General features: G+C 63.5%; 12 protein-coding genes, 1 pseudogene and 1 riboswitch. Of the genes and pseudogenes, 6 read left to right on the top strand and 7 right to left on the bottom strand.

The features are described from left to right. Position 1: 1 nt before the first annotated feature. From bcsQ to B0G62_RS26115, 4 genes are all read right to left on the bottom strand, one after another. Positions 2-1,066, bottom strand: a complete 1,065-nt coding sequence (gene bcsQ / locus B0G62_RS26130) for a cellulose biosynthesis protein BcsQ (protein ID WP_181315645.1) — start codon at positions 1,064-1,066, stop codon at positions 2-4. Then, positions 1,063-1,536: a BcsR/BcsP family cellulose biosynthesis protein gene (bcsR, locus tag B0G62_RS26125; protein WP_103707075.1), complete on the bottom strand. Its 474-nt coding sequence runs from the start codon at positions 1,534-1,536 to the stop codon at positions 1,063-1,065. Before bcsR ends, bcsQ begins: the two co-directional genes overlap by 4 nt. Positions 1,537-1,642: 106 nt before the next feature. After that, positions 1,643-2,071, bottom strand: coding sequence for a cellulose biosynthesis protein BcsD (bcsD, locus tag B0G62_RS26120; RefSeq protein ID WP_103707074.1), 429 nt, complete (start codon positions 2,069-2,071; stop codon positions 1,643-1,645). A gap of 225 nt (positions 2,072-2,296) precedes the next feature. Continuing rightward, entirely contained in the window at positions 2,297-2,773 is a 477-nt protein-coding gene (locus B0G62_RS26115) for a hypothetical protein (protein ID WP_103707073.1), read from the bottom strand. Positions 2,774-3,342: 569 nt separating this feature from the next. Between B0G62_RS26115 and B0G62_RS26110 the strand changes: the two genes are divergently transcribed. After that, complete coding sequence (locus B0G62_RS26110; protein WP_146055363.1) at positions 3,343-4,317, top strand: hypothetical protein; 975 nt, start codon at positions 3,343-3,345, stop codon at positions 4,315-4,317. A gap of 58 nt (positions 4,318-4,375) precedes the next feature. Then, a complete protein-coding gene (locus B0G62_RS26105; RefSeq protein WP_103707071.1) occupies positions 4,376-5,482 on the top strand; it encodes a TAXI family TRAP transporter solute-binding subunit in 1,107 nt (368 codons plus the stop codon). A 116-nt stretch (positions 5,483-5,598) separates the two neighbouring features. Here B0G62_RS26105 and B0G62_RS32520 read toward each other — a convergent pair whose 3' ends face one another. Then, the gene (locus B0G62_RS32520; RefSeq protein WP_279629769.1) at positions 5,599-5,730 is read right to left on the bottom strand and encodes a hypothetical protein; all 132 of its coding nucleotides are present in this window, start codon (positions 5,728-5,730) and stop codon (positions 5,599-5,601) included. Positions 5,731-5,780: 50 nt separating this feature from the next. Then, a riboswitch (glycine riboswitch) is annotated at positions 5,781-5,869 on the bottom strand. A 196-nt stretch (positions 5,870-6,065) separates the two neighbouring features. On the opposite strand from B0G62_RS32520, the gene B0G62_RS26100 reads away from it, so the two are divergent. After that, positions 6,066-7,850 carry an ABC transporter transmembrane domain-containing protein gene (locus B0G62_RS26100; RefSeq protein ID WP_103707070.1) on the top strand — a complete coding sequence of 595 codons (1,785 nt, stop codon included), beginning with the start codon at positions 6,066-6,068 and terminating at the stop codon, positions 7,848-7,850. Positions 7,851-7,880: 30 nt separating this feature from the next. On the opposite strand, the gene B0G62_RS26095 is transcribed toward B0G62_RS26100, so the two are convergent. Then, positions 7,881-8,912, bottom strand: a complete 1,032-nt coding sequence (locus tag B0G62_RS26095) for a sensor domain-containing diguanylate cyclase (RefSeq protein ID WP_244193376.1) — start codon at positions 8,910-8,912, stop codon at positions 7,881-7,883. A 327-nt stretch (positions 8,913-9,239) separates the two neighbouring features. Between B0G62_RS26095 and B0G62_RS26090 the strand changes: the two genes are divergently transcribed. Then, positions 9,240-10,640: a uracil-xanthine permease family protein gene (locus B0G62_RS26090; RefSeq protein WP_103707069.1), complete on the top strand. Its 1,401-nt coding sequence runs from the start codon at positions 9,240-9,242 to the stop codon at positions 10,638-10,640. Positions 10,641-10,802: 162 nt separating this feature from the next. Here the strand turns inward: B0G62_RS26090 and B0G62_RS26085 are convergent, their stop codons facing one another. Further along, the gene (locus B0G62_RS26085; RefSeq protein ID WP_103707068.1) at positions 10,803-11,825 is read right to left on the bottom strand and encodes an alcohol dehydrogenase; all 1,023 of its coding nucleotides are present in this window, start codon (positions 11,823-11,825) and stop codon (positions 10,803-10,805) included. Positions 11,826-12,057: 232 nt separating this feature from the next. Here B0G62_RS26085 and B0G62_RS26080 point away from each other — a divergent pair, with 232 nt between their 5' ends. Together B0G62_RS26080 and B0G62_RS26075 are read left to right on the top strand one after the other, a co-directional pair. Next, entirely contained in the window at positions 12,058-12,627 is a 570-nt protein-coding gene (locus B0G62_RS26080; protein ID WP_103707067.1) for a cytochrome b, read from the top strand. Between the two features lie 498 nt (positions 12,628-13,125). Beyond that, positions 13,126-13,337: pseudogene (locus tag B0G62_RS26075) on the top strand (amino acid:proton symporter); the annotation flags it as partial.

Raw genomic sequence — 13,337 nt, 5'->3', positions numbered from 1 at the left:
CCTAGCGCGTCCTGATCCACAGCACGATCAGAAGCACCAGCACCGCACACAGCAGTACCGCCATCAACCGATACACGCCCGCTCTGCGCGAGTTCTTCGCGGCTTGCACATCGGGGCGGCCGTCGTCGCCTGTTACGACCGTCGTTTCGGCGGGCGCGCCCGGCTTATCCGCTTCTGCCGCTTCTGCCGCTTCTGCCGCTTCTGCCGCTTCTGCCGCTTCTGCCGCTTCTGCCGCTTCTGCCGCTTCTGCCGCTTCTGCCATTTCTGCCGCTTCTGCCATTTCTGCCGCGTCAGAAGGCTGCTGGCCGAGCGGCGGCAAAAGCTGCAATACCCGTTCGGCGCACGCCATCAGGTCCTGGCGGCCCACGCTGTCCTGCGAGGACTCGACGACGGTTTGCCCGCGCGCCAACGCCTCGCTCACCGAGCGATCCAACCGCACGCGGCCCAGCACGCGCTTGCCGGGAACGCCTTCGATCAACTGCAGCGATTCGCGCGACAGGCGGCTCGTCGCTTCGACCTGATTGACGATGCACACGGATTCGCGGCTGTCGGGTCGCGCGCCGTGATGACGGCGGATCAGATTGTCGATCTGCGGCAACGTGGCATAAGACGCCGCATCGGCCAGCACGACGGAGATCACCAGATCGGCTGTGGCCAGCACCTGGCGAAGGTAATTGGAAACACCCGGCGGCGTGTCCAGGATCACAACGGCATCGTCAGGCAGATCGAGGCTGCGCAGATGGGTCGGGAGCCAGTGCAGATCGACGGCGATGCGGCGCTCCAGCGTCGGCAAATCGGCTTCATTGATCTGACCAAAAGGCAGCACGCGCACGCCCGACGCGGCACGCGTGGCAACGTCGCCCCATGCCGTGCCGGCCACGCTCGCGCGCGACAGACCGCCGATGTCCTGCGGCTGACCGCCAAGGTGCAAATGCAGGGCGTTCTGGGGATCGAGATCGACGGCCATCACCGTGCGCGCGTGACGGCTCAGCGCGACGGCCAGATTGGCGGCTATCGTGCTTTTGCCCACGCCGCCCTTGGCGGAAACGACCGCGACGACGATCATGGCTCTCCGCGTGGCGTAACGTCAGCCCGAGGCTCGTTGCGTTCCATGAGGCGCGCAAACACGCTGCCAAGCGTGGCGGACTGCGGCGTGGGGGTGGCGGGCTCGGGAGCGGGTTGAACAGTGGGTTCAGCGTCGGGTTGAATCGCGGCGGGCGGGAAAACCTCGGCTTGAGGCTGGGCGTGGGCCTCGGGTTGAACGGCGGCTTCGATGGCGGGCGGCGTCTGGACGGCCAGCACGACCGGGGGCGGCTCGGACGCGACAGCGGCAATGGACCATGCAATCAGCGGCTGCGACGCATCGAGACCGGCATCGTCCTGCGCGGCGCGGTCGGGTTCAGTATCGGTATCGGCGTGCGCGGACCAACGCCCACGCGCACCTTCGATCTGCTCCGTCCTCTCCACTTCCCGGTACTGCGCTGGACTTCCGCCTGCTACCTCGAAAAGTTTCGCAATATCCGAAGCACCGCTCATGCGTCGACCCCGTCGTATTCGTTGTGCTGTCAACCAATGCGCGTCATGCGCATCCGCACAACTCGCTTGTCTCCACTTGCCCTTTACTTCCTTTTTTACTTCTCTTTTACTTGCCGAAAAGAAAAACCATCGTTCCCGACGCATCTGCGGGACCGGCTGTGGTCATTCGCAGTTGGGGATCGGCGCCCAGCCGATGCATCCACGTTTCGTAGACCCCTTCGAGGAAAGCCCCGGCCCACGCCACATTTTCCGGGCCGAACGCCGCCTTGAGCGGCGCGTGGTAGTGCGTCATCACGAGCCAGTCCTGGGCCTCGCGAATTTCGACCACGCCCCAGGCGATTGCGCTCCAGACCCGATTCATCGCGTCCTGCATCTCGGCGACGGTGCCCGCGTCCGCCAGCGCGTATTGAACGGCGAACTGCGCGCCCGCGCCACGCATGAGCTGGCTGAGGAGCCGGGGTGTCAGGTTTTGCGTCAGCTCCTGCGAAAAGAACGACAGGAACGGCAGCCATTGCGGTGCAGGCGTGGAATTCATGAAATCTCGATGCGCACGGCCGGGCGGCGCACATTGCGACTGCAGAACTGGGAAAACGGCCCTGAACACCATTCGGGCAGCGACCGAGGTTTTGCGCAATGATCACAAACGTGGCGCGCGCCGGATTATACTTTTTATCCATCCGGTTTTTATTTTTAAATTTGTTCAGAACCGCCCCAACTGTCACGCTCGCGCGACAAATTAATCATAGAAAACGTTTGCGAGTTAAAGGGGCATGTCGGACATATTGACGCGGTAACGCCTCGTCATATTCATCAGACGAGTGAGCGGGTTAGTATGGACCGCTTTGGCCTCTACGTGTTGCCGGGCGACTGGCGCGGCTTCGTGCTCTCGCGGCTCCGCGGACCCGGGCGCCGGGTCGGCCATGCCGTGCTCCCACTGACCCGCATCCAGATCGCCATCCCAGAGCGGGCCGTGAACCGCGAGATCGATTGTGGCCTGCGGATGCGCTTCGAAAAGTTCCGTGTAGATCACCTGCGCTATTGCCAGCCGCGCAAGAACTTCCGCAGGTGCATGCGCAAACGTTTCGTCGTGCACTCTCGGCACAATGAGCGAAAACGGCTTTTCCGAAGAGCCGATTCGAATGAAGGTGACACTGACACCCTGTACGACGATGACGCTGTAACGCGCTTGATCGTTTCCACGCCCCGGGAAACGAACCATGAATTCGGTCGTTTTCATTTTTTATCGCGACGCTCTCTATCCGGCAAGCTGTCCGGACATGAGGTCGATTTGAATTATTTTTATGTGTGCCCCGTATGCGTGCACAAAAAAAGCCGCCGTATCGTGTGACGCGGCAGCCCGGGTATCCAACGCTGTTTGCGGCAGTCATCGGATGCGAAAAATCCTACCATACGATGGACTGCTTATCACATCACACGAATATGAATTCTGAGTTATTTGTCTGTACATAGAGAGCAAACGTTTGCATTTTAATTGTGTGGTTGACACCGTGAATCATTTCTTCTGAACAAAGAGACGGTCTTTCCGTATCGCGACTGCGCCAAAATAGCCTTCCTGCAAGCTGAATCCGCCATCTGCGCAAGGTTTATGTGCGCTAGGTAACAACGGCGATTGACGCAATGTGGGAAACCCCCCATATTTTCTTCAAGCGGCTGCGCCGGTCCGAGCCGCCGCTTTCCAGGTTTTCCTGCGCATGTAGATCGTGAGTTCCGCGATTGTTAGCCGATCGCTTCAACAACGATCCTGAGCATGCCGACATGGCATCGCCATCACGGTGGGGCTACAGCATGTCCGCTCAGACTATTCATGACCAGCATTTCCCCGCAGCGTGCAAACACTGTGGCGGTATGCTCAAGGAGTACGTCGATAGCTGCCCTTATTGCGGCGCGAAGCGTCCGCTCGAAAGGGCCGCGCTACGCGTGCGCTCCAGAAACCCATCCCTGCCGTCCGTCGCCTCGCGAGCACCTGCCGTACCGGCGATCGATCATCCGTCGGTGAAGCCCGAATTCCAGCATCACACGGCGATCGAACATGAATCGTCGCCCGGCCAGATCGGGCGGCGCAGCTTTCCCAAAGTCGTCCTGCTCGTCTTCCTGTTTCTCGCGCTGGCCTATGCGGCGTATCTGATCCTGGGCGGCAACCGCAAGCCCGACAGCGCGGGCGACGAACAAGGCGCGCACTCGCTGGTCGGCTCGATCCTGCCCTACCTGCCACGGCAACTCGCGAAGGGGGTGGCGCCTTCCGACAATAACGCCAATACCGCCCATCCCCCCGATACCGCGCAGCAAGCCGACACGCCGAGGCCCGTCGCCGTGCCTCAATTCAAGGATGTCCCCGACAGCCTGCGCGCCGCGCACGCGGGTCTCGCGGCAAACAATTTGTCCGATGCAAAGGCCGCCGACAATGCCGCGCTGTCCAGCGATGCAGGCAACGCCGACGCGCAGGCAATCCGGCGCGATATCGCAGGGCGCGAGCAACGTCGCGACAATGCGCTGCAAAACGCAAACCAATGCGCGAACCAGAATAACTGGGCCTGCGTGCAGCAACAGGCATCGGAAGCGCTCGCAATCGATTCGAGCAGCGAGCAGGCGCAATCCTTGATGGAGCGCGCCATTCTGTCGACGGCCTGGGCGCCGCAAGCATCGGCGACTGCAGCCACCAACGCGACGCCGGCGAGCGGCGAAAACGCTGTCGATGCCCGCCAGCAAGCGATCCTGCAAAACGGCTGGAAGCAAGCCACGCCTTCTGGCGCGACCCACTAAGCCGGTTTCTCCTTTTATCGAAGTCAGCCTTCCATCACATCCCGAGCGGGAGAGATACATGCTGAAGACGACTCTAGCGGCACTGGCGGGCCTGATCGCCCTGCTTTTCTCGACGCTCGCCGTCGCCGCGCCAGCCGACGCGCACTACAAGATCACGACCGGGCCGGAGCGCGGCACCTATATCCAGATCGGCCAGGATCTCTCGAAATGGGTGGCCCAGCCGGCCGGCATCGACCTTGAAGTGCTGCCCTCGAAAGGCTCTGCGGAAAACGTGCAGCGCATGCGCTTCGAACCCGGCGTGAAACTCGCGCTGGTGCAGTCCGACGTCTATCAGGCCTATGTCGACATGGCCAATTCAGGCAATGAGGACGCGGGCACGACGATACGGCCGCTGCGTCTCATCATGCCGCTCTACGACGAGGAGATTTATTTCGTCGTACGTAACGACTCGCCGATGAAGGCGATCAATGAGATCAAGGACAAGACGATCAGCGTCGGGCTGATTGGCAGCGGCACCGCGCAATCGGCCACGACGCTGTACCGCCTGATGTTCGGCCAGTCGATTCCCGAGCAGAACGTGCAGCACTTGAGCAACGAAGACGCACTGGCCGCGCTGATCGTCAAGAAGATCGACGTGGCGATCATCGTCGCCGGGCAGCCCGCGAAACTCTTCACCGACATGAACCCCAATCTGCTGCAGCAGATCCGTTTCCTGCGTGTCGATCCGAACGCCCCCGAAACGGCGCGCGCGAAGCAAACCTACTTCCCCGCGACGATCCACACTTCGAGCTATCCGAACTGGCTGAAGGAAGACGTGCCGACCTGGACGGTCAAGGCCTTTCTGGTCACCTATGACTACAATCTGCGCGATACCGTCGGCAACCTGAGGCGCTTTGCCGATTCGCTATGCGAGAACTTCGACAATCTTCAGGAGCATGGCCACCCGAAATGGAAACAGGTGAAGCTCGAACTGCCCGGGCTCGGTAAAGGCTGGCAATACTATCAGCCGGTCGAACGGCGCCTGAAGGCGTGTTTCGCCCATCGCGCGGCGATGCAGGCGGCTGGCGGCACCGGCGCCGCGCAGCACGCCACTACCGAGCAAAGCGCCAATGGACGGCCCTGCACGGACCAGGAACGCATGCTCTTACTCTGCGGCAAGCAATAAGCAGATCGCGTGCATCATCCACGTGCGGTGCACGCGATTTTCATCAGCGCCTTGGCTGGGGCAACAGGCTTGCGAGTCCTCTAAATAGCGGCTTTTTCAGCCTGTCCGCCCTGGGATCATTCATGCAAGGCGTCATGCCGATTCGCTTCTAGCCCGTCGCTTTCGTCGAAAGCAGGCAAGCGCCAGCCTCGCCAGATGGCGATCAGATGCAACGCCAAACCCAGCACAAAACTCACTGCGGTATTCAAATCCTGATCGACTCCGGCAGTGAAAATCGCAGCCTCTCTCCAGTCGGCGAATATCTTTCGTGGTACGTCTGCCTGAGCGATTCCGGGAGTTTGCGCCTTCGGCGGAGGCGGCTTCGCCTCTCTCTCCCACGAAAGGTTCGGCGCAATTATGGGTGTCACGGCGTATTCATGTCATATCGCTGACTTAACCATGAATGTTTCATAACTGCGTGCTAACTGAAAGCTGTCTGCACGCTCAGTGAACGATAATCACCGCTGATGCCGGACACCGGCGCCCGTCTTTCCTTCCGTCCCTCCTTCAATCGACAGCCCCTTCGCCACGGCAAGGAAACTTCATGCCAGATGCCGTTCCCCGCTCGACACGCGTCGCTCCGCTCTTCGCGCTACTGCCCTTTCTGCGGCCTTATGCCGGACGTTGGGCGCTTGCGTTTCTCGCGCTCCTGACCTCGGCGGGCGCGACGCTGGCCTTGCCCGTCGCCTTCAAATACCTGATCGACCGGGGTTTCGCCAGCGGCGACCGCACGCATATCGATCGCTATTTCATCGCGCTATTTATCGTCTCGTTGATACTCGCGGCGGCGACAGCCCTGCGCTTCTATTGGGTTTCATGGCTGGGCGAACGGGTCACGGCCGATTTGCGGCGCGCCGTCTACGACCACGTGATGCGCATGAGCCCCGAGTTCTTCGAAACCACGCAGACCGGCGAAGTCCTCTCGCGCCTCACGACCGACACGACGCTCATCCAGGCTGTCGTGGGCACGAGCCTGTCGCTCGGCTTGCGCAACGCGCTGCTGACGATCGGCGGCGTGTCGATGCTGGTCGCCACCAGTCCGGTGCTGTCCGGCTACATCATCGCGACGCTCGTGGTGGTGGTCGCGCCCATCGTCATCTTCGGTCGGCGCGTGCGCAAGCTTTCGCGCGCGAGCCAGGACAAGGTCGCCAACGCGAGCGCACTCGCGGGCGAAGTGCTCAACGCCATGCCCACCGTGCAGTCGTACACGCAGGAAGCGTTTGAGACCCGGCGCTTTGGCGGCGCGGTGGAAACGGCCTTCGACACGGCACTCACGCGTATCCGCGCGCGGGCGAGCCTGACCGCCGTGGTCATCGTTTTCGTATTCGCCGCCATCGTGTTCGTGCTGTGGCTCGGCGCCCAGGCTGTGCTGGCCGGGCGCATGACGGCGGGCCAGTTGTCGCAGTTCATCCTCTACGCGGTCTTCACGGCAGGCGCCGTGGGCGCCGTCGCCGAGGTGTGGGGCGATCTGCAACGCGCCGCCGGCGCCACCGAGCGCCTGCTGCAATTGCTGACCGCGCGCTCACCGGTCGTTGAGGCCGCAACGACTGTGCCGCTGCCCGCGCACGGTGACGGGATCCGCTTCGACAACGTGAGCTTTTCGTATCCGTCGCGGCCGGGCGTGGCCGCGCTGAGCGGATTCACGCTCGACGTGCGGGCGGGCGAGCATGTCGCGCTGGTCGGGCCTTCGGGCGCGGGCAAGACCACGCTGTTTCAGCTGCTGCTGCGCTTTTACGATCCGCAATCCGGCCAGATCCTGATCAACGGCGTGCCCACGCAACAGGTCTCGCTCAACGCGTTGCGCCAGTCGATCGGCGTGGTGTTGCAGGAATCGGTGATTTTTTCGGGCAGCGTGCTCGACAACATTCGCTATGGCATGCCGCACGCGTCCCTCGCCGAAGTTCGGCGCGCCGCCGACATGGCCGCCGCCGCGGGATTCATCGAGGCTTTGCCGCAAGGCTACGATACGTTTCTGGGCGAACGCGGGGTGCGTTTTTCGGGTGGCCAGCGGCAACGTCTGGCGATTGCGCGGGCGATTCTCAAGAACCCGCCGATCCTGCTGCTCGACGAGGCCACCAGTGCGCTCGATGCGGCAAGCGAGCGGCTCGTGCAGACCGCGCTCGACAACGCCGCGCAGAACCGCACGACGCTCGTGATCGCGCATCGTCTGGCCACCGTGCAGCAGGCCGACCGCATCGTCGTCATGGAGCACGGGCGCATCGTCGCGCAGGGCCGTCACGCGGAACTGCTGCACAGCTCGCCGCTCTACGCGCAACTTGCGGCGCTGCAGTTCGAGATGACGTCGGGGGAGTTGCCAGCGCGTGTCTGAAACGCAGCCCGCCGGAATTTCAACCGTTTTTTACGCGAACCGGACGCAATTGCGCCCGTCTTTCTTGGCCTCGTAGAGCGCGTCATCGGCCACGCCGAACGCCTCGCGATAACCATGATCGCCGGGCGCATGGCGCCAGGTGTGCGTCGCGCCCATGCTCAGCGTGACGACGCCAAGCGGCGAGCCGCGATGCTCGATACCCAGCCGCTCCACGCCCGCGCGCACGCGCTCCAGCGCGTAGCCCATTTCCGCGCGCTCGACACCGGTGAGCAACAGCGCGAACTCCTCGCCGCCCACGCGGCCCGCGATCATGTTGTGCTCGTCGGCGGCCTCGCGCAGCACTGCCGCGACGGCGCGCAGGCAGCCGTCGCCGGCCGGGTGGCCGTAGGTGTCGTTGTACTGCTTGAACCAGTCGATATCGACCATCACCGAACCGACGCCCTCGCCATCCGGCGCGTCCTGCCAGCGACGATGCACGCTTTCCAGCGTGCTGCGGCGGTTGAACAGTTGCGTGAGCGGATCGACGGCGGAGGCCATGCGCAGGCGCAGATCGTTCTCGATCATCTCGCCCAGGTGGCGCAGCACGCCGCGCGCGTTTGCATCCATGCGGCGCGGCTCGGGGTCCATCGCGCAGAGCGCGCCGATCGGCTCGCCGTCGGGCAGGCGGATCGGCACTCCCGCAAAAAAGCGCACATGCGGCGGATACCGCACGAGCGCGCAGCTTTGTACGTCGTCGCGCTCGCGCGTGTCCTCGACGACGAACACGCTGCCGTTGCGCAACGCGTGTTCGCTCAGCGAGCTGTCGCGCGGCGTGTTCGTCACCAGCGCGCCCAGATCGCCGCAAAAATGCTGATGTGCGGCGTCGAGCAGCGTCACCGTGGTATAGGCGGCGCCCGTCACGAACTTGAGGATGCCGGTCGCGTGACCGAAGCACTCGCGCATGACCTGGTCGTCATGCAGGAGCCATTCGACGACCGACGGTTCCGCATGGGTCGGCTGGAAGCCGGTCATGAAGATCTGCGGGCGCGAGGCGGGGCGAGCGGAGCCGATGAGCAAGGACACGTTAGCTTCAGTTGAGTGCGATGCCCTCTTAACGGCCCGACGCCGCCAAAGTTTAGCGAAATCCGTACCCGATCTTTTTTACCGTATTTGTCGGAGGATTGTCCGTCTGATGCGCTATTGGAAGCGGGATAGCTTATGGCCCGCGCCTCCTTTATAAGGATTCCATATCGAATCGGATGCGTGTGGGCCGTGGCGGAAACTTGACTCGTCGGCGCATCGCCTCGGGGTGCCTGCGCACCGTGAATCCCGGTCCGCTGAGGTCATTTCGTTCGCGCCCTCAACACTACCCGTTAAAATCCCGGGTTTTCTTCCTTCCGGCCTTTCCCGATGCAACCCGCTTCGCCCACGCAACACCCGCCACAACCGGTTCATCACGTCCCCGACGACGCCCCCGCCGCCCGCGACCTCGTCTACGGCCCCGACGACCGGCCTGCGCCCACGCTCGCCTTCGTGGCCGCGCTCCAGCATCTGCTGGCCATCCTCGTGCCGATCGTGACACCCGGCCTGTTGATCTGCCAGTCGCTCGGCGTCTCCAGCCGCGACACCACGCTGATCGTGTCGATGTCGCTCGTGATTTCGGGCATCGCCACGTTCCTGCAATGCCGCCTCTTCGGCCCGCTCGGCGCGGGGCTGCTTATCGTGCAGGGCACGAGCTTCAACTTCGTCGGCCCGCTGATCGCCGGCGGCAGCCTGATGGTCAAGCAGGGCACCCCGGTCCAAACCGTGATGGCCGCGATCTTCGGCGTGGTCATCGCGGGTTCGTTCGTCGAAATGGCCGTCTCGCGCATCCTGCCCTTCATCAAGCGGCTGATCACGCCGCTCGTCACCGGCATCGTGGTGCTGCTGATCGGCCTCACGCTCATCAAGGTGGGCCTCATCAGCATGGGCGGCGGCTACGGCGCCATCGCCAAGGGCAATTTCGCGAGCGTCGACAATCTCACGCTGTCGGGCGTCGTGCTAGGCACCATCATTCTGCTCAACCGCGTGCCCATCGTCTGGGTGCGCAGCACGGCACTGGTCATTGCTCTCGTGGTCGGCTATCTCGTGGCCGCCGCGCTCGGCAGGCTCGACTTCACGGGCGCGCGCGAAGCCGCGCTGTTCCAGATCCCGACGCCATTGCACTTCGGCATCGGCTTCTCGTGGTCGCTGTTCGTGCCGATGCTGATCATCTATCTCGTCACCTCGCTCGAAGCGATCGGCGATGTGACGGCCACCAGCAAGATCTCGCGCGAACCCGTGGAAGGGCCGTTGTGGATGCGACGGATCAAGGGCGGCGTGCTGGTCAATGGCGCGAATTCGCTGCTGGCCGGCGTGTTCAACACGTTCCCGAGTTCCGTGTTCGCGCAGAACAATGGCGTGATCCAGTTGACCGGTATCGCCAGCCGTCACGTGGGCGTGTGGATCGCGGGCATGCTCGTGGTGCTCGGCCTCTTTCCGCCCGTCGCGGGCGTGCTGCAGGCCGTGCCCGAGCCGGTGCTGGGCGGCGCGGCGATGGTGATGTTCGGCGCAGTGGCCGCGTCGGGCATCAACATTCTCGCGGGTGTCAAGCTCGACCGCCGCGCGCTGCTGATCATCGCGGTGTCGCTGGCGCTGGGTCTGGGCGTCTCGCAGGTGCCGGAGATTCTCACCAGCCTGCCGCACGCGCTGAAGAACGTGCTGGAATCGGGCGTGGCGACGGGCGGCCTCTGCGCCCTCGTGATGAACTGGTTCCTGCCGGAGCGCAATTAATCCCGGCAATCGCGCGCCGGGCGCCCCCGAGGCATCGGTCATTGCACAAACGCGCGTGACCGATGCCGCCCGGGCCTGTGCCCTTCGCGGAGCGCCCGTCGTCCAGGTCCCGTCCCGCTGCCTTCGCGCGACAGGCAGCGGCGCCGCCGCCCCGCATCGGCCCTAGTGCTTACCCGGCGTCAGCACCACGCGAAAACGCGCCTTGCCGCTCATCATGCGGTCGTAAGCTTCGGCGGCGCGCTCGAGCGGATACTCCTCGATCATCGGCCTCACGTCCGAGATCGCGCTGAACGCCAGCGTTTCCTGCGAATCCGCCGCCGTCCCGGACGGCCAGCCCTGCACCGACTGACGCCCCATGATGAACTGCATCACGGGCACTTCCACCGGCTCCTGCGCCACGCCCACCATGATCAGCTTGCCGTCGACGCCGAGACCCGCGAGCGCCGCGCTCATGGCCTCGCCGTTCGTGACGGTCGCCAGAATGACGCGCGCGCCGCCCAGCGCCTGCAGGCTTTCGCCGACGTTCTGCGCCGAACTGTCGATGTAGTGATGCGCGCCCAGTTGCTTCGCAAGCGGCGCCTTGTCCTGACCGCGCGCGATCGCCACCGTCACGAAGCCCATCTTGCGCGCGAACTGCACGCCAAGATGACCCAGCCCGCCGATGCCGAGGATCGCCGCCACGTCGCCCGCGCGCGCGCCGCTGTGGCGCAGCGCGTTGAACGTGGTGATGCCGGCGCAGAGCAGCGGCGCGGCGTCGACATCGGCGAGATCGTCGGGCATACGCGCGAGCACTTCCTGCGGCGCCACCATGTATTGCGCGTAGCCGCCGTCGTAGCTGATGCCGGGAACCTGTGCGTTCTGGCAGAGCACGAAGTCGCCGTGGCGGCAGCGCTCGCAATGGCCGCAATGACCGCCATGCCAGCCCACGCCGACGCGCTGGCCCACGCTCCAGCCTTCGACACCCGCGCCCGTGCGCTCGATCACGCCCGCGATCTCGTGGCCGGGCACGCGCGGGAACTGCAAACCGGGCCAGTGGCCCTCTTTCGTCAGCGAGTCGCTGTGGCAGATGCCGCACGCCTGCACCTTGATCAGCACGTGGCCCGCGTCCGGTTCCGGGATATCCCGCTCGACGAGTTCGAGTGGTCCGCCTGCATTCGCTACCTGCACTGCCTGCATCGTTGGCATCGTCTGCTCCTTGAATGGGGAAAGCGCGCGGCGTGCCGCTGACTGTGGCTGAGGCCGCGTGTGAGTGACGCGCTAGCAGACTACCGCAGCGAAAAAAACGCCGCGCATGGGCGGCGCGGCATAGACAGGGTACGAGCGCAGCGCACGCGTCAACGTGCCGTGAAATCCTCGGCGTAATCAAATTGTCAATGCAGTTGATTATCATTTGCACTTTTCAATCGGCACGCAGCGGATGGAAACGGTCGAAAGTACATTGGCGCCCAACGTAGTTGACGCGGACAAAACCGGTCCTGCTGCCAACCGATACGACGGCCTCGCACGCCTGCTGCACTGGATCTTCGCGGCCGCGATTCTGTACGCCACGGTGGCGGGCTACACGCTCGCACAGCTTGCCGATGGCCCGCTGCGCGAGTTGCTCTCGCGCCTGAACATGTCGATCGCCACCGTGCTGATCGTGCTGTTTCCCCTGCGCGTCTGGTGGGCTTGCGTGCGCGTCGCACCGCGCGAGTTGCCAAGCGTTTCTCTCACGCAGCGCGCGATTGCACATGGCGTCCATCGCCTTCTCTACCTGACGATCTTCGCCGTGCTCGTGAGCGGCTATCTGATGGTGCCCAAAGGCTATTCGTTTTTCGGCCTGATCGAAATTCCGACGCCGTTTGAGCAAGGCACGGTGACAGCGGAACTCTTCGCGTTTCATCGCGCAAGTTGCGCCGTGCTGGCGGGGCTAGTCGTGCTGCACATGCTCGCGGTCATCAAGCATCAATGGATTGCGCGCAATAACGTGCTTGCACAGATGCTTTAAACACCGATAAACATCGGCGGCAGCGCGCGAGAGCAGCACGAATTACGACTCGTCGCGCACGGAGTTTCGGCCGCCGCGCCAATTCGCATTCGGACTCCGTCGACCCGAGGGCGAACACATGGCTGTCGTTGTGTTGCTGGAATGCACAGGCGTCGAAGAGGAAAAATACGTCGCTTTCGCCGCCAGTCGATCCGTTATGTCCGCCTCCTGAATGCGCATGGCGCGACAGAATCTGCTGACCTGTCTGCATCTTTTCTCTCCTCATGCAAATTACGCATGATGCTATGTGTATTCAGCATTGGACGTGAAGTTTGCGTCGCCCGAGTATCCGCGTTCGGCATTCAAGCCAGGCCTTGCCGCCGCTATCCGCAGGCGGCCACGCATCGCGCATAACACGCGTGTCATGCATGTAAAAGCCAGCGCGAATGCCCGTAACGACGACGAGAATCGCCGCGCAACCCGCAGCGATATCTCGCGATCTGGACATGAGGAGATGACGTGAGCAGTTCTGTAAAACGACATATCGGCCCGTTCGCGCTGATGTTTACCGGCCTCGGGTCGATCATCGGCTCCGGCTGGCTGTTCGGCGCGTGGAAAGCCGCCAAGATCGCCGGTCCCGCTGCGATCTGCGCGTGGGTGATCGGAGCCGTGGTCATTCTGGCCATCGCACTCACCTATGCCGAACTCGGCGCGATGTTCCCGGAATCGGG

The sequence above is a fragment of the Paraburkholderia eburnea genome (genome assembly GCF_002917095.1).
Lineage (GTDB): Bacteria > Pseudomonadota > Gammaproteobacteria > Burkholderiales > Burkholderiaceae > Paraburkholderia > Paraburkholderia eburnea.
This window is presented reverse-complemented; position numbering and strand designations above follow the sequence as displayed.